At 69.9% G+C, this 16,210-nt stretch carries 12 protein-coding genes and 1 pseudogene; 8 read left to right on the top strand and 5 right to left on the bottom strand.

Going from position 1 to position 16,210, the window contains the following annotated elements; genetic code table 11:
* Positions 1-32 precede the first annotated feature (32 nt).
* A pseudogene (locus FK531_RS17495) lies at positions 33-732 on the bottom strand (hypothetical protein).
* A 126-nt stretch (positions 733-858) separates the two neighbouring features.
* Here FK531_RS17495 and FK531_RS17490 point away from each other — a divergent pair.
* Complete coding sequence (locus FK531_RS17490; RefSeq protein ID WP_181763019.1) at positions 859-1,434, top strand: DUF3000 domain-containing protein; 576 nt, start codon at positions 859-861, stop codon at positions 1,432-1,434.
* On the opposite strand, the gene FK531_RS17485 is transcribed toward FK531_RS17490, so the two are convergent.
* Positions 1,415-2,623: an alpha/beta hydrolase gene (locus tag FK531_RS17485; protein ID WP_246098235.1), complete on the bottom strand. Its 1,209-nt coding sequence runs from the start codon at positions 2,621-2,623 to the stop codon at positions 1,415-1,417. The genes FK531_RS17490 and FK531_RS17485 overlap by 20 nt on opposite strands.
* Before the next feature lie 110 nt (positions 2,624-2,733).
* Here FK531_RS17485 and FK531_RS17480 point away from each other — a divergent pair, with 110 nt between their 5' ends.
* Positions 2,734-4,158 carry a WS/DGAT/MGAT family O-acyltransferase gene (locus tag FK531_RS17480; protein WP_142101599.1) on the top strand — a complete coding sequence of 475 codons (1,425 nt, stop codon included), beginning with the start codon at positions 2,734-2,736 and terminating at the stop codon, positions 4,156-4,158.
* On the opposite strand, the gene FK531_RS17475 is transcribed toward FK531_RS17480, so the two are convergent.
* Positions 4,103-5,029 (bottom strand): alpha/beta fold hydrolase, encoded by a 927-nt coding sequence (locus tag FK531_RS17475; RefSeq protein WP_246098234.1) that lies wholly within the window; start codon positions 5,027-5,029, stop codon positions 4,103-4,105. The genes FK531_RS17480 and FK531_RS17475 overlap by 56 nt on opposite strands.
* A 172-nt stretch (positions 5,030-5,201) precedes the next feature.
* On the opposite strand from FK531_RS17475, the gene FK531_RS17470 reads away from it, so the two are divergent.
* Positions 5,202-6,455 (top strand): ribonuclease D, encoded by a 1,254-nt coding sequence (locus FK531_RS17470; protein WP_142101597.1) that lies wholly within the window; start codon positions 5,202-5,204, stop codon positions 6,453-6,455.
* Positions 6,456-6,474: 19 nt separating this feature from the next.
* Here the strand turns inward: FK531_RS17470 and FK531_RS17465 are convergent, their stop codons facing one another.
* Positions 6,475-7,113: a TetR/AcrR family transcriptional regulator gene (locus FK531_RS17465; RefSeq protein WP_142101595.1), complete on the bottom strand. Its 639-nt coding sequence runs from the start codon at positions 7,111-7,113 to the stop codon at positions 6,475-6,477.
* Between the two features lie 248 nt (positions 7,114-7,361).
* Here FK531_RS17465 and FK531_RS17460 point away from each other — a divergent pair, with 248 nt between their 5' ends.
* From FK531_RS17460 to FK531_RS17450, 3 genes are all read left to right on the top strand, one after another.
* Positions 7,362-8,126 carry an oxygenase MpaB family protein gene (locus FK531_RS17460; RefSeq protein WP_142101964.1) on the top strand — a complete coding sequence of 255 codons (765 nt, stop codon included), beginning with the start codon at positions 7,362-7,364 and terminating at the stop codon, positions 8,124-8,126.
* 106 nt (positions 8,127-8,232) lie between these two features.
* Positions 8,233-10,131, top strand: a complete 1,899-nt coding sequence (locus FK531_RS17455; protein WP_142101593.1) for an HNH endonuclease signature motif containing protein — start codon at positions 8,233-8,235, stop codon at positions 10,129-10,131.
* A gap of 303 nt (positions 10,132-10,434) precedes the next feature.
* On the top strand, positions 10,435-11,730 hold the full coding sequence (locus FK531_RS17450; protein ID WP_181763004.1) for a DUF1254 domain-containing protein: 1,296 nt from the start codon (positions 10,435-10,437) through the stop codon (positions 11,728-11,730).
* An 83-nt stretch (positions 11,731-11,813) separates the two neighbouring features.
* Here the strand turns inward: FK531_RS17450 and FK531_RS17445 are convergent, their stop codons facing one another.
* Positions 11,814-12,575 carry an SGNH/GDSL hydrolase family protein gene (locus tag FK531_RS17445; protein ID WP_142101588.1) on the bottom strand — a complete coding sequence of 254 codons (762 nt, stop codon included), beginning with the start codon at positions 12,573-12,575 and terminating at the stop codon, positions 11,814-11,816.
* A gap of 228 nt (positions 12,576-12,803) precedes the next feature.
* Here FK531_RS17445 and FK531_RS17440 point away from each other — a divergent pair, with 228 nt between their 5' ends.
* On the top strand, positions 12,804-14,024 hold the full coding sequence (locus tag FK531_RS17440; RefSeq protein WP_142101586.1) for a thiolase family protein: 1,221 nt from the start codon (positions 12,804-12,806) through the stop codon (positions 14,022-14,024).
* Positions 14,024-16,129 (top strand): 3-hydroxyacyl-CoA dehydrogenase NAD-binding domain-containing protein, encoded by a 2,106-nt coding sequence (locus tag FK531_RS17435; RefSeq protein ID WP_142101584.1) that lies wholly within the window; start codon positions 14,024-14,026, stop codon positions 16,127-16,129. Before FK531_RS17440 ends, FK531_RS17435 begins: the two co-directional genes overlap by 1 nt.
* Positions 16,130-16,210 lie beyond the last annotated feature (81 nt).

Genomic DNA, 16,210 nt, shown 5'->3' with positions numbered 1-16,210 from the left:
GGCTGGTGCCTGCGCACCGGCCGCACGGTGCCTCAGGCACCGATCTGACCGGCGATCTGATGCTCGAGCTGCGCTCGTGCGCCGGCCGGGAGCACGATCAGACCGTCGAGGGCCTTGCGCGCCTTCGCATAGGCACTCTGGCGCTCCTGCGGGGTGGCCGCGGCGTCCATCGCCAGCCGCAGCAAGCTCTGGGCACGGACCAGCCGCTCCTGCTCGACGGCGGTGAATCCGCTTCGGCGCCGTCGCTTCGCTTCTGCTTCGGCGACGTCGAAGGCGATGGCGTAGGCGTGCACCGCGTCGCGGTACTCGACCTGCGCCTCGTGGTCGCCCACCAACGATTCCGCATCCGCCGGCCGAAGCAGGTCCGCACGCCGCTTCGCCCGGTGGAACTCGACCGTCAGAGGTTCGCGCAGATCGGTCATCATCGGGAAGTCGAGCAGCCACGAGACTCATCTCGTAGCCGAACCACCGCGCATCGGTCTGGTCGTGCTCGTCGACAGTCTTGGCGATGTCGCGGCGCTGCGTCTGTTCATCGGTGTGGTGTTGCGCCTTGGCTTGCGCCACCGCGATCTTGGTCTGCTGCTTGAGCCGGTAGCGCTCCTGGCGCCGCTCGACACGCCGCTGGTTGGCCGAGCTGATCGCCTTCACCGCGCCGCCGATACTGCCCCCGAAGACAAAGATCAGCCACCACGAGTGCGACAGGAACTGCAGCAGCTGGTCCACACTGTTCATGATGCCCAAGACGAGAGCGATGCACGAGAAGGCCCGGTCACCGCGGATGTCGGCGGGACGTGCCGCTAGAACCGGCGCGCCTCCACCGACGACCATCGGCGCCGGTCTACCGTCCGCGGTGTGACCATGTCGGGATCCTCCGCCGAACCTGCGCCGTTCCGCAGCGCCATCGATTCGATGCACACGGCCTCGGTTCACCCGCAGATCGAGATCGGTCCGATCCGTCCGCCGCAGCGCCTCGCGCCGTACAGCTACGCGATCGGTGCCGAAGTCCGTCACGCCGACACCGACGTCGTCTCCGAGGAGTCCGAGGGCGACGCGTTCGGCCGGCTGATCCTGCTCTACGACCCGGCGGGCGACGAGGCCTGGAACGGCACCATGCGACTGGTCGCCTACATCCAGGCCGACCTCGACGAGGACCTGGCCGCGGACCCGCTGCTGCCGGAGGTTGCCTGGAGCTGGTTGGTCGACGCGCTCGAAGCGCATCACGAACCGCTGACCGCGCTCGGCGGGACCGTCACCGCGACCAGCTCGGTGCGCTACGGCGACATCGCCGGTCCCCCGCGCGCCCACCAGCTCGAGATGCGCGCGTCGTGGACCGCCAAGACCACCGCCCTCGCGGGCCACGTGGAGGCGTTCTGCGAGGTACTCGCCTACGCGGCGGGCCTGCCGCCGGCCGGGATCACTCCGCTGGGTCGCTGACCGGACGCACCGCCGCGCCGACCGTCCCGGCCCGCACCGCCTCGAGGAACGCGGCGACGCCGCGGGTCACCTGGTCGCTGCGGATCGAGTGGAAGATGTCGAAGGCGTGCTGGGCGCCGCGCAGCTCCGCGTACGCGACCGGATTCGCGGACACCGCCCGCAGCCGCTCGACGAACACCCGTGCCTCGGCGACCGGAATGAGGGTGTCGTTGGTGCCGTGGATCACCAGGAACGGCGGCGCGTCCGCCCGCAGCTTCGCCAACGGCGACGCGGCCAGGTAGTCGTCGGGGACCGTGGCGTCCTTCCCGAAGATCATCTCCGTCAGTCCGGACTCGATGCGCTGGCGCACCGCCTTGATCTCGGACTCGCCGGTGAAGTCGTAAGCGCCGTAGAACGGGACGCAGGCCTGTACCGCCGTGTCGACCTCCTCGAAGCCCGGCTGCAGTGCCGGGTCGTTCGCGGTCAACGCGACCATCGCGGCGAGGTGCCCGCCCGCCGAACCGCCGGTCACCGTGAGGAAGCCAGGATCGCCGCCGAACCGCGTCGCGTTCTCCCGCATCCAGCCGACAGCCCGCTTGATCGCGACCAGGTGCGCCGGCCACTTCGCGCGCGGGGAGAGCGGGTAGTTGACCGCCGCGCACACCCAACCGCGGGCCGCCATCTCCACCATCAGCGGCAGCCCCTGGTGGTCCTTGCTGCCGACCACCCAGCCCCCGCCGTGGATCTGCAGCAGCATCGGCGCGTTCGGCGGGGTGTCCCGGTGGTGGTAGACGTCCACCCAGAACCGCTTGCCGCCGGGCGCGTACTCGAGGTTGCGCACACGACGTACCCCGGACCGCCGCATCTGGAAGGGACGCGCCGCCGAGCGCCAGTCGAGCGGACGGCCCGCGCCGGGATCGTCCACGCCGATCTCCGCGAGCGCGGCCGACACCTCGCTGCCCGCCCGCCGCGACGCCACGATGTTTGCCGTCAGACCGGCGGCGGAGGCCGCGGCCAGCGCCAGCCCGACCCGGTCGGCCGGGGTGCGGGCGCCGCGGCGGGCCACGTGGACGGCGGCGTCGACGACAGTTGCCCCGAGTTGCTGGGGCGCCAGCTCCGAGGTGAGCCAGCCCGCGAAGAAGGCCGCGACCGAAGCGGGCATACCCGGCACGGGGCGCAGCGCGTTGGCGGTGAGGGCGGCGTTCAGCACCTGTCTGACCAGGAATCCTTGCGACATGTGGTGCCTCTCACTACGGGAAACGGGATTCGGCGGCCCGAATCCGCTGCCTCCAATTTAGAACACGTTCTAACATTGTTGCCATGGAGAGACTAAGCGGTCTGGATTCCACGTTCCTCTACCTCGAGACTCCGACGCAGTTGCTGCATGTGTGCGGGCTGATCGTTCTGGACGTCTCCACCATCCCCGGGGGGTACGACTTCGCCGCCCTGGAGGCCGAACTGTCCGCCCGCGTGCGCGGCATGCCGGGCTTCCGACGCAAACTCTTCGACTCGAAACTCAACCTCGACCATCCGGTCTGGGTGGACGACTCCGACTTCGACATCGACCGTCACCTGCACCGGATTGCGGTGCCCGCCCCCGGTGGACGCAAGGAGCTCGCCGAGCTGTGCGGTCACATCGCGAGCCAGCGGATGGACCGCACCATCCCGCTGTGGGAGATGTGGGTGATCGAGGGCCTCGACGACGGCTCGGTCGCGATCATGTCGAAGATGCACCACGCCAATGTCGACGGCGTCACCGGCGCGAGCATGATGGCGCAGCTGTGCAGCTTGACCCCGGACGCCCCGCGCCCGGATCCCGACCCGGACCAGCGCGAGGTCGGCCGCGGCAACACCCTCGACCTCGCTCTCGGCGGACTGGTCGGGTTCGCCACCCGACCGCTCAAGGTCGCCAAGATTCTCCCCAGCGGAGTCGCGTTGCTGCCCAAGTGGATTCGCCGCGCCCGGCGCGGTGAGGCGATGCCCGCCCCGTTCACGGCACCGCGCACCTCACTCAACGGCGCCATCACCGGCCACCGCAACATCGCCTACTCGCAACTCGACCTCGAGAAGGTGAAGGTGGTCAAGAACGCCTTCGACGTCAAGGTCAACGACGTGGTCCTCGCGACCGTCGCCGGCGCGCTGCGCCGCTACCTCGCCGACCGCGACGAACTGCCGGAGTCGTCTCTGGTGGCGATGGTGCCGGTGTCCGTGCACGAGACCTCCGACCGCCCGGGCACCAACCAGATCTCGGGGATGTTCACCCAGCTCGGCACCCAGATCGCGGACCCGGTCGAGCGGCTGATGGCGGCCAACGTACACAACACGATGGTCAAGTCGCACAACGCCGACCTCGGCGCGAGCATGCTGCAGGACTGGTCGCAGTTCGCCGCACCCACCGCGTTCGGCGGCGCGATGCGGCTGTACTCGTCGCTCAAGCTCGCCGAGCGTCACCCCGTCGTGCACAACCTGGTGGTCTCCAACGTGCCCGGTCCGCCGGTGCGGCTGTACTTCCTGGGCGCGCAGATCAAGGCCATGTACCCGCTGGGACCGATCTTCCACGGCGCCGGCCTCAACGTGACAGTGATGTCGCTCGACGGCACGCTCAACGTCGGTCTGGTGTCCTGCCGCGAGCTCGCGCCCGAATTGTGGGACCTCGCCGACGCGTTCGGCCCGGCGCTCGACGAACTGGTCAAGGCAGCGCGCGCGAAGACACGGAAGCGCACGCGGGCAGCAGACCCGAAATGAACGTGTCGGCCTCGAGCACGCAGGAGGCGTGCCCGGACGCCACCTCGTAGGTCGAGGCCCCGGCGATCTGCCGGGCCATCCAGCGCTGCCGCCGCGGCGGGATGATCAGGTCCTTCGTGGTGACCACCACCGAGGTGGGCACGTCGAGATCGGCAATCCACGACGACGAGTCGAACTTGCCGATCTCGGCGACCGCCCGGCCGACGGCGCCGGGAGCGGTCGAGCGGAACTGCCCGAGGGCCCACGCGCGGCTGCGCGCATCCGACTCAGCGCGGCTGCGCGCATCCGACTCAGTGCGGCTGCGCGCATCCGGCCCGGTTCGGTCGCGTGCGGGTCGGGTCTCGGCGTCGGCGGGCATCGGGCCGGCGCCGGGCTTGAGGGCGCCCATCGACGCGTTGAGCGCATCGAGCGCGATCCGCTCGCGTGCCCCGCGGCGGAAGCTGGTGGTCCCCGCGCACAGCACCATCCCCGCGACCCGGTCCGGGTGGGCGCGGGCGGTGAGCTGGGCGACCAGCGAGCCCATCGAGTAGCCGACCACCACGAACCGGTCGATGCCGAGCACGTCGGCGAGCGCCGTCGCGTCGTCGGCGCAGTCCTCCAGCGTGAACCGGTCGGAGCGGATGCCGCGACCGTGCCAGCGCTGGTCGAGGACCACGACGCGGGCCTTGGCGGCGAGCTGCTCGATGGCCGGATACCAGGTCAGGGCGCCGGTGCAGGCCAACGCGTGCAGGAGCAGAAGCGTCGGCCGCTGTCCCCGAACCCCTGCCGGGACGGGTCCGGTGTCGATGACGTAGGTGCTGCCGCGGCCGGGCAGCTCCACCATCGAGCCGGGCGGCACCGACCCCACTGGGGCCACGGTCGCAAGCTTCACGACGGACACCCTCCTCTCTGCAGCGACAGCGAAAAAACTGAAACCCGTTCTACCCTAATCGGGCCTTCGGCGTGCATGAACGTGCGCGCCACCCGCCGCCGGCCGCCGTCGGCGCGCCTGCCGGACGTGAGGTGCGACGCGCTGACGGCCACGAGCCGTAAAGTCACTGTTCATGTCTGACGTCAGCGACCAGGTGCCCGCGCACACGGCCGAACCGCTCCTCACCCCGGCCGACGGACTGCCCGAGGTCGTCGACAACAGCCGTCTGCTCGGCGACGCGGTCGAACGACTTGCCGGGGGCACCGGTCCCCTCGCCGTCGACGCCGAACGCGCGTCGGGCTTTCGGTACTCGAACCGCGCGTACCTGCTGCAGTTCCGCCGCGCCGGGGCGGGCACCGTCCTGATCGACCCGATCCCGGTCGCCGGCGACCTCGCGCCGCTCGCCGAGGTGATCAATCCGCTCGAGTGGGTACTGCACTCCGCCGACCAGGACCTGCCGGGGCTCGACGAGCTCGGGCTGCGCCCGGCCGCGCTCTACGACACCGAGCTCGCGGGTCGACTTGCCGGCTTCGACCGGGTCGGGCTGGCCGCGATCGTCGAACGGATGCTCGGCCTGGAGCTGAAGAAGGGCCACGGCGCCGCCGACTGGTCGAGCCGTCCGCTGCCCGAGTCCTGGCTGAACTACGCGGCACTCGACGTCGAGGTGCTGCTGGAGTTGCGTGCCGCGATGGCGGATGTACTCGAGTCGCAGGGCAAGACCGACTGGGCCGCACAGGAATTCGAGCACATTCGACTTGCCGGTCCGCCCAAGCCGAAGCCCGACCGCTGGCGGCGCACCTCTCAGATCCATTCACTCAAGACACCCCGCGCCCTGGCCGCGGTCCGCGAGCTCTGGCAGGCCCGCGACGCCGTGGCGCGCAAGCGCGACATCGCGCCCGGCCGGGTGCTGCCCGACTCCGCGATCGTCGCGGCAGCGAGCGCCGACCCGAAGTCGATCGACGCCCTGCGTGCGCTGCCCGTCTTCGGCGGCCCGCGGCAGCGTCGCAGTTCCCGGCAATGGCTCGACGCCCTCGAACGCGCCCGCGCACTGCCCGATTCGGAGCTGCCGCCGCTGACCCAGCCGTTCACCGGCCCGCCGCCGATCAACCGGTGGTCGCGCAGGCACCCCGAGGCCGCCGACCGTCTGGCCGCCGCACGGGCGGCGATGACGACACTCAGCGAGGAGGTGCACGTGCCGGTGGAGAATCTGCTCACCCCCGACCTTGTGCGCCGGTTGTGCTGGGACTTCGTCCCGGCCGACCATGCCGGCGAGAGCGAGGCCGAGCTGGCCGCCGCGATCGAGCGCATCCTCGCCGACGGCGGGGCCCGGCCGTGGCAGCGTCAGCTCACCGGAACGGTCCTGGCGGGAGCCCTGGCCGCGAAGTGACCGGGCGGCCCGGCGATTCCTAGCGGACGCCCGCGGCCGCGATCATCAGCTCGGTGCACCGCTCCACGAGGTCGCTCTCCTCGGTGTCGACCGTTCCGTCCAGCCAGGCCGTCAGCACCTGGGCCAGTCCGCCGACGACGAAGTGCGCGACCACGTCGACGTGCGGACCCGCGGGCAGCTCGTAGAAGTCAGCCGCCTGGGCGGTAGTCAGCCCCGCGAACATCCGGGCCGACTCCAGACGACGCTGCGCCAGTACCGAATTCACCGGTCCGGAGAAGACGAGCCGGCCGAGGCGCGGATCCTCGGTGACGGCGCGGACGATGTGGGCGACGCCGGCGCGGACCACCTCACGTTCACTCCGCGGCGCCTGCGCGACCGCCCGGAGCGTGCCCTCGGCGATCCGCTCGACCGCATGGTCGTACACGGCGACCACCAACGCATCGCGGTCGTCGAAGTTCTCGTAGAAGTAGCGCGTCGCCAGTCCGGCGTGCTTGCAGACTCCGCGGACCGACAGGCTCACCTCGCTGCGCCCATGACCCGAGGCTGCGCCCGAGGAGCCGTCACCGAGCAGATCCAGGCCCGCCTCGATCAACTGCGCCCGGCGCTCGGCGCGCCGCTGATCACCCTCCATCCCCGCGTAGACCCGCTCCGACGACATGGAAACATCCTCGCACCGACCCCTGGACGGCGCACATATATGTGAGTACGGTCGTGTTCAGATAAGCCGGGGAGTGCAGAACGAGGAATCCGGAGGGGCAGATGTCGGTGGTACCGCAGACTGACGGCGACGCGACGAACAGCAATTCGACCGAGTCCACATCCGATCGCGACGCGTCCAACGGGAGCCGCACAGTGCGGGCAATCGACGGCGGACCCGTGCTCGCCCAGGTCGACGGCGTGTCCCTGATGGCCGGCGCGGCGAACGTCATCATGCAGCTCTCGTGGCCCGGCGTCGGGTACGGAGTCATGGAGAGCAAGGTGGAGTCCGGTCGCCTGTTCGACCACCCGATCAAACGCAGCCGGACCACACTCGCCTACCTCGCGGTCGCGGCGATGGGCACCGACGAGGAGAAGCGACTCTTCCGTCGCGGCGTCAATCGCGCACACGCCCAGGTCCGCTCCACCGACGAGAGCCCGGTGCAGTACAACGCGTTCGACCCGGAACTCCAACTGTGGGTCGCGGCCTGCATCTACCGCGGCTTCGAGGACACCCACCGCGTTCTGCGCGGAGAGTACGGCCCCGCCGAGCGCGAGTACTACTACCAGCGTGGCGCAGTGTTCGGCACCACCCTTCAGGTCAAGCAGGAGATGTGGCCCGAGAACCGGGACGCGTTCGAGGAGTACTGGACCGACGCGATGAAGAAGGTGTCCATCGACGACGCCGTTCGCGAGCACCTCGACATCATCGCCCGCGCCGGCTTCGCCCACCCGGTCCTCGCGAAGCTACTCGGACCACTCAACCTGTTCATCACGAAAGGCTTTCTGCCACAGGAGTTCCGGGACCAGATGCACTACACCTGGACGAGTCGGGATCAGCGCCGATTCGATCGGATGACGAAGGTGATCGCCACCGTCAACCGGCGCTTGCCGAGCGTTCTCCGCGAGTTCCCGTACAACTTCCTGATGGCCGACCTGCGGTGGCGCATCCGCACCGGTCGCGCGCTGGTCTGACAGGGCGGTCGGGCAGCGGGACCGCGACGCCGGTCCCTGCTGCCCGACAGATCCGATTTCACCCGTAACGCCAAATCTGTCAGAGGTACCACCTAAACTCGTACACATGTTCGAGTCACGTGGTCGAGGCGCCACCACTGCCCGCGCCGGGCAGGGGTCGTCCTGGCGTGTGTTCACCGACGTGACCATCGACCCCGACCCCCTCCGTACGACTGTCCACAGCGACCACGCGATCGCCGAAATGGACTCACGGATCGAAGGCGCCGTCGCCGAAATTCTCTCTGACACCACCACTCTCACCGCGATCAGCGAGTACGCCCGCGACGAGAACCGCGCCGCCGCCCGCAAGATCATCTGGGCCGCGCGTCTCTGGGAGAACTGGATCGAACGCGACGTCCGGCTCGGCTCCGGCGACATCGTCGACTGCGGCAACGGCGCCATCGCAGAGATTTCCGTCCGCCTCGGCTGCTCCCGGACGATGGCCCAGACCTACGCCGAGATCGGCATGGACCTCAGGCTCCGCCTACCCGAAACACGGCACCGGTTCGAGGCCGGCGACCTCGACCTCGCCCGGGTCCGGGTCATCTGCCGCGAAACCACTTCGCTGACACCAGGCACCCTCGCCGAACTCGAACCCGAGGTCGTTGCCGCCGCCCGCCACCTGACCCCGGGGCCCCTCGCCGCCGACATCACCCGACTGATCACGCTCCGCGCCCCCGACGAGGCCGCCGCCGCCCGCGACGAAGACCTCCGCCAAGCCCGCAAGGTCGTCAAACGCTCCCGCGGCACGTGGTCCAGCATCGAGGTCGGCCTCTCTCCCGACGAAGCCGAACAGATCATGCAGGTGCTGACCGAAATTGCCGCCACCCTCTGCCCCCATGACCACCGCGGCCGCCAGACCGCCCTCGTCGACACCGTCCTCGCCCTCGTCCACGGCGAACGCCACCTCACCTGCGGATGCGGCCGCGACGACTGCACCGCCACCGGGCCCGACGGCATCCCCGGTCGACGCACACCCCTCACCCAGATCACCATCACCGTCGAAACCCTGCTCGGCCTGCTCTCCGAACCCGCTTACCTCCACGGCCACGGGCCCATAACCCCAGATCTCGCACACAGACTCGCCGCCGACGGCACCTGGCAGATGCTGCTCACCGAAACCCTCGAGCTCGCAGAACACCTCGGCCTCATCAACAACAGCGACGCCTCTGCAGGAGGCAACGCAGGCGACACCGAACCGACCGTGGCCGTCGACCCCAACGACCGCCATGACAACCACGACAACCACGACAACGACAGCACGCGCGTGGACACCCCGGCGTTGGCAGCCGCCGCGACCAGTTCGAGACCGCAATTCAGCGTGCGCGCGTTCCTCACCCGAGGCAGTCGCCGCCGCGCCGGATACCTCCCACCCATCGTGGCGCCGCCGGCCGCAGTCACATCCGCGGTACCGGCCAGCGTCGGCACCATCGCCGACGCCATCCTCGCCGCCGTCGATGCCGACCCTGGGCTCGTCACCGGAATCCGCGAAGGACACGGCGGGCTTCTCACACCACCCCCCGGCGCGCTGACCTACCGACCCGACGCCGCCACCGCCGCACTCGTCCGCGCCCGCGACGGCCACTGCAGGTTCCCGGGCTGCCAGCGACCCGCGACCGGATGCCAACTCGACCACATCGTCGAATTCCGCCAGTGGGACCCGATCCGCGGCGGCTGGACCGTCGTCACCAACCTCCAATGCCTCTGCGCGTTCCATCACCAACTCAAGACCCTCGGTTTCTGGACCGCCACCGCGCTCGGCAACCCCGCGACCACCGGCCACGCGCTGCTCTGGACCTCCACCACTACGGGCACCCGCGCCGTCACTCTCCCCGCCACCGCGCACGGCCACCCCGACCCGGCCTCCCCCGCACCGACCCTCACCAGCCACCGCAGACCACCCCGCGCTGCGCCGAACACTGACGCCGGCACCCCTGTAGACGCCGACGATCCGCCACCGTTCTGAGCCGACGGCCGTTCCGAGTCACCGCGCCTCGCGCTCACGAGCTCTCCACCTCACAATGCCGACCCGTCGCGTGGTGCCTGGTTCTAGAATGGGTGCCGTTGACCTGGAGGCGACATGGGCACACAGGATCACAGGCACGGTCTCCACCGAATCTTCCAGCACGGCGCCTGGGTGATATCCGGCGTCGTGGCACTCCTCATGGCTGCCTCACCCGCCACAGCGCAACCAGCAGCCCCGTGCGGCGACTACGCCACCTGCTTTGCGATCGGGATCCGGGCGTACACCTACGCCTACCCCCTCGTCATGACGGGTGTGACCGAACGGGTCGCGACCAACGTGCCGAACTCGACGACGACGCAGGGCCGTGCGCCGGTCAATCAGTTCTCGAACAACGGCGTACCGGTCCCCGGCCCCACCGACATCGTCCTGCCGAACGTGAACACGCCGTACTCGGTCGCGTGGCTCGACCTGCGCCGAGAACCGGTCATCCTGCACCTCCCCGACCTGGGCTCACGCTTCTTCCTGATGGAGTCCATGGACGCGTGGACGAACGTCATCGCGAACTCGCCGGGCACCCGCACCGCCGCCGGACCCGGCGACTACGCCTACGTCGGGCCGGACTGGACCGGTCCGCTCCCGGCCGGGCTCACCCAGGTCTTCCGCTTCCCCACCAACACGGTCTTCATCGCCGGCCGCACCTACTCGACCGGGTCCCCGGCCGACCTCGCCGCAGTGGCGGACATCCAGTCCCGGTACACATTGACGCCGCTGCACCAGTACGGCACGTCCTACCGACCGCCGAGCGACGTCGCATTCGACCCGGGGCTGGACACGACCGCGCCCTACGTGCAGATCGACACCATGGATGCCGGGACTTTCTTCTCGACGTTCGCTCAGCAGTGGCAGTCGAATCCACCGGTGCCGGCCGACGCCGCGGCGGTTGCCGAGTTCGCCCGGATCGGGCTCGTCCCGGGTAGTCCGTTCGACATCACCCGCCTCGACCCCGTCACCCGCCAGGCACTCACGGACGCCGCACGGGCCGGCAACCAACTCGTCGACACCGCGGCCAAGCGGACGTCCCCGACGATCACCAACTGGAACATGACCCTCGACCTGGGCTCCTACGGCACTCGGTACCTGCTCCGCGCGGCCACCGCTCGCGGAGGCTACGGAGCCAACTACTTCGCGGACGCCGTGTACGCCGGCGCCCTCAGCGACGTGACGGGCCAGACTCTGAGCGGAGCACGCAACTACACCCTGCACTTCGCGAAAGGTGCGATGCCGCCCGCCGACCCCCGCGCGTTCTGGTCGGTGACCCTGTACAACGTGCCCGGCGGAACGCTGTTCGCGAATCCGGTCGGCCGAGGTGCGCTCGGGGTTCCGACGGTCGAGAACCACGACCCGTGCTTCGCTCCGGACGGATCACTGACGTTCTACATTCAAGCGGCCCAACCGGATCCGAGCACCCAGCCTGGACAGTTCTGCAACTGGCTGCCCGCACCACCGGGCAACTTCGCGCTGCTGCTGCGGATGTACTGGCCCGAACAGTCCCTGCTCGACGGCCGCTGGATTCCGCCCGCCGTGCTCGCGGCCCCATGACTCGTGTCCGCCGAGAATCTGCGCCCGTCCCGGCTATGCCGACCGGCGAGTGGACGGACCGCGGTGCCGTCCGGGCGTCACCGTCACCGCACGGGGGTCAGTTCGGGCCGCTTCGCCGTCCGGCCGGCTCCCGACGAGGTGCCCCGCAGCCGCCGCCCGAGCCAGGGCCCGAGGAAACGCGCGACCCATTCGACATCCGCGCGCACCCGCGCCGACAGCGTCGTCGGGGGGAGCGGACCCAAGCTCTCCTGCCAGCTCAGGTCCGCGTCCGGGAGCCCGAGCACGCTGGCGGCCGCGGCGGAGAGCCGGTCGTGTCCGTCGGCGTTGAGGTGCAACCGATCCCAGCTCCACAGCCGCGGATCGGTGGACACCGGGTACGCCTCGAGATCGATCACCGCAACTCCATGGCGGGCCGCGGCAGCGCGGATCTCCGTGTTCAGCGCCGAGATCCGCGCCATGATCGCACCGCCGCCCGGCATCCCGGCCCCGAGAGTCGGGAATGCCATCGTGATCACCCGGGCACCCGATGCGGTCAACGCCGCGAACATCGTCTCGAGCTCCCCCGCGACAACCGCGGGATCGAACTTCGGGCGCAGGAGGTCGTTCACCCCGGCCACGACGGACGCGAGGTCCGGTTCCATAGCCAGCGCGGGAGCCAACTGCTCCTCGCGCACCTGCCGGGCGAGCCGACCCCGGATCGCGAGGTTGGCGTACTGCAGGTCGGGGTTGACCTCGGCGATCCGATCGGCCAGCCGATCCGCCCAACCGCGATAACCACGGAGGTCGTCGCCGTCGTTCAGTCCCTCGCTCTGACTGTCGCCGATCGCGACGTACCTGGTGAACACCCGAGCATCCTCCTCGAAACCGTGAACGACGTGAACACCGTGACTGTACGGATGGTCGGCCGCATCGCATCCGGATGCCGGTTGCCGCAGGACGCCCCAGTGCCGGTACCGCCGGTATTGACGTAGAGTAAGTTACCGACCGGTAGCGAGCGCGGGCCGCGCGCTACGAGGGCAACCCGAGCCTCACCCCGGACGTTGGCGGTGAGCATCTCCACCAGGAGGAACAGCGTGTCTCCATCCACTCAGCAGGGCCGCGGAGTCGTCTTCGTCGACGGCATCCGCACCCCGTTCGGCAAAGCCGGGGCCAAGGGCATCTACGCCGAGACCCGCGCCGACGACCTCGTCGTCAAGGCCATCCGCGAACTGCTGCGCCGCAACCCGCAGCTGCCGCCCGAGCGCATCGACGAGGTGGCCGTCGCCGCCACCACCCAGACCGGCGACCAGGGCCTGACCATCGGCCGCACCTCCGCGATCCTCGCGGGCCTGCCCGAGACCGTCCCCGGCTTCGCCATCGACCGCATGTGTGCCGGCGCGATGACCGCAGTCACGACGACCGCGTCCGGCATCGGCTTCGGCCAGTACGACGTCGTCGTCGCCGGCGGCGTCGAGCACATGGGCCGCCACCCGATGGGCGAGGGCGCCGACCCCAACCCGCGGTTCCTGGCCGACAAGCTCGTCGACCCGAGCGCACTGGTGATGGGAAACACCGCCGAGAACCTGCACGACCGGTTCCCGACCATCACCAAGGAGCGCACCGACGCCTACGCCGTCGCGTCGCAGAACAAGTACGAGGCCGCCAAGAAGGCCGGCTTCATCGCCGACACCCTCGTGCCGGTCGCCACCCGCTCCGCCGCGGGCTGGGGCCTGGCCACCGAGGACGAGCCGCCGCGCCCCGGCACCACCGTCGAGGATCTCGCCGCACTCAAGACCCCGTTCCGCCCGGCCGGCCGGATCACCGCCGGTAACGCCGCGGGCCTCAACGACGGCGCCACCGCCGCGATCCTCGCCGGTGAGGACACCGCGAAGGAGCTCGGTCTGCCGGTCGCCATGCGCATGGTCGGCTTCGCCTACCAGGGCGTCGACCCCGCCGTCATGGGCATCGGCCCGGTGCCCGCGACCGAGAAGCTGCTCGCCCGCACCGGTCTGAAGATCGAGGACATCGGCCTGTTCGAGATCAACGAGGCGTTCGCCGTGCAGGTGCTCGCCTTCCTCGAGCACTTCGGCATCGCCGACGACGACCCGCGCGTGAACCAGTGGGGCGGCGCCATCGCGTGCGGCCACCCGCTCGCGTCCTCCGGGGTGCGCCTGATGACCCAGCTCGCCCGCCAGTTCGCCCAGCGTCCCGACGTCCGCTACGGCCTGACCACCATGTGCATCGGTCTCGGCATGGGCGGAACCGTCATCTGGGAGAACCCCCTCCACGCCGATTACGAAGCCGGAGTCGCGTAATGACTGACATCGCAAGTGCTTTCGCCGACGAGGTCGTGACGAACGCATACACCAAGATCATCTCGGTCCCCGGTATCGAGGGCCCGGTCGCTCTGATCACCCTCGACAACGGCTTCGACCACACCAAGCCGAACTCCTTCGGCCCGCGTGGTCTGCTCGCCTTCGACACGGCCATCGACGAGGCGTTCGCCGCGAACCCGTCCGCGATCGCGGTGACCGGCAAGCCGTTCATCTTCGCCGCAGGCGCGGACCTCAAGGGCGTGCCGTCCATCACCAGCCGCGAGCAGGGCCTCGAGCTCGGTCGCCTGGGCCACAAGGTGTTCCGTCGCCTGCGTGAGTCGTCGGTCCCGACGTTCGCGTTCGTGAACGGCGTCGCGCTCGGCGGCGGCCTCGAGGTCGGGCTGCACTGCCACTACCGCACCGTCGCGGACAACGCCGGCGCCCTCGGCCTGCCCGAGGCGATGCTCGGTCTCGTCCCCGGTTGGGGCGGAACGCAGTTGCTGCCGAACCTGATCGGACCGTCGAACGCTGTCACCGTGGCGATCGAGAACCCCCTCAACAACGGCAAGGTCATCGGCGCCAAGCAGGCCGCCGCGCTCGGCATCGCCGACGTCGTCCTCGGCTCCGCGGACTTCATCGAGCAGTCCCTCGCCTGGGCCGCACAGGTCCTCGCGGGCACCGTCACCCCGGCCCGCCCGGAGATCGACCGCGGCGCCGGCTGGGACGAGGCCATCGCCCGAGCCAAGGCGATCGTCGACGGCAAGACCAAGAACAACGCCCCCGGCGCAGTGCGCACCGTCGCGCTGCTCGAGGCCGCCCGGAACATCGACCTCACCGACCCGGCGACGCTGGACGCCGGCTTCGCCGCCGAGGACGAGGCTCTCGCCGACCTGCTCATGACCGACGAACTGCGCGCCGGGCTGTACGCCTTCGACCTCGTCAACCGGCGGGCCAAGCGCCCCGCCGGCGCACCGGACAAGTCGTTGGCGCGCAAGGTCTCCGGCGTCGGCATCGTCGGCGCCGGCCTGATGGCCAGCCAGCTCGCGCTGCTGTTCGTCAAGCAGCTCAAGGTGCCGGTGATCCTGACCGACATCGACCAGGAGCGCATCGACAAGGGCGTGGGCTACGTGCACGCCGAGATCGACAAGCTGCAGGGCAAGGGTCGGCTGTCCCCGGACGCCGCGAACCGCCTCAAGGCGTTGGTCTCCGGTTCGCTGGACAAGGCCGCGTTCGCCAAGACCGACTTCGTCATCGAGGCCGTCTTCGAGAACATGGACGTCAAGAAGAAGGTCTTCGCGGAGCTCGAGCAGTTCATCGCGCCCGAGACCATCCTCGCGACCAACACCTCCTCGCTGTCCATCACCGAGATGGCGTCCGAACTCGAGCACCCCGAGCGGGTCGTCGGGTTCCACTTCTTCAACCCGGTCGCCGTGCTCCCGCTGCTCGAGATCATCCGCGGCAGCAAGACCGACGACGCGACCCTCGCGACGGCGTTCGCCACCGCGAAGTCGCTCCGTAAGTCCGCGGTGCTCTGCGGCGACAAGGCCGGCTTCGTGTTCAACCGGCTCGTCACCCGCACCCTCGGCGAGGTCATGTCGGCAGTGGACGAGGGCACCCCGTTCGACGTCGCGGACAACGCGATCGCCGAGCTCGGCATGCCGATGAGCCCGTTCACGCTGCTGGCCCTCGTCGGCCCGGCGGTCGCGCTGCACACCGGTGAGACCCTGCAGGCCTCGTACCCGGAGCGGTTCAAGTCCTCCCCCGGCCTCGAGGCCCTCGTCGAGGCACGCAAGCCCGGCGTCTGGACCTACGGTCCCGAGGGCCAGGTCGTCGACCCCGAGGTCGCCGCACTGTGGCCCCAGGGCGACAAGGCCTCCACCGCCGAGGAGGTGCTCGAGCGCACCCGGCGCGCGTTCGCGCAGGAGATCGCGATCATGCTCGACGAGGGTGTCGTCGCGGCGGCCGAGGACATCGACCTCTGCCTGATCCTCGGCGGCGGCTTCGGCTTCTGGAACGGCGGCATCACCCCGTACCTGGACCGGACCGGCACGTCGGAGGCTGTCAACGGCAAGCGTTTCCTGGCACCGGGCGTGGCGAGCGTCTAGCCCAGAACACACCAGGTCACGAAACGGGCGCGACACGGGACTTCCCGTGCCGCGCCCGTTTCGCGTGTTCGGCCCCGCGAC

The sequence above is a fragment of the Rhodococcus spelaei genome (assembly GCF_006704125.1).
Classification (GTDB): Bacteria; Actinomycetota; Actinomycetes; order Mycobacteriales; family Mycobacteriaceae; genus Rhodococcus_G; species Rhodococcus_G spelaei.
This window is presented reverse-complemented; position numbering and strand designations above follow the sequence as displayed.

Coding starts and splice junctions, on each gene's coding strand:
- FK531_RS17470 (WP_142101597.1), top strand. CDS start 5,202: ATGTCTGACGTCAGCGACCAGGTGCCCGCGCACACGGCCGAACCGCTC.
- FK531_RS17460 (WP_142101964.1), top strand. CDS start 7,362: ATGGCCGGCGCGGCGAACGTCATCATGCAGCTCTCGTGGCCCGGCGTC.
- FK531_RS17490 (WP_181763019.1), top strand. CDS start 859: ATGTCGGGATCCTCCGCCGAACCTGCGCCGTTCCGCAGCGCCATCGAT.
- FK531_RS17435 (WP_142101584.1), top strand. CDS start 14,024: ATGACTGACATCGCAAGTGCTTTCGCCGACGAGGTCGTGACGAACGCA.
- FK531_RS17455 (WP_142101593.1), top strand. CDS start 8,233: ATGTTCGAGTCACGTGGTCGAGGCGCCACCACTGCCCGCGCCGGGCAG.
- FK531_RS17480 (WP_142101599.1), top strand. CDS start 2,734: ATGGAGAGACTAAGCGGTCTGGATTCCACGTTCCTCTACCTCGAGACT.
- FK531_RS17465 (WP_142101595.1), bottom strand. CDS start 7,113: ATGTCGTCGGAGCGGGTCTACGCGGGGATGGAGGGTGATCAGCGGCGC.
- FK531_RS17450 (WP_181763004.1), top strand. CDS start 10,435: ATGACGGGTGTGACCGAACGGGTCGCGACCAACGTGCCGAACTCGACG.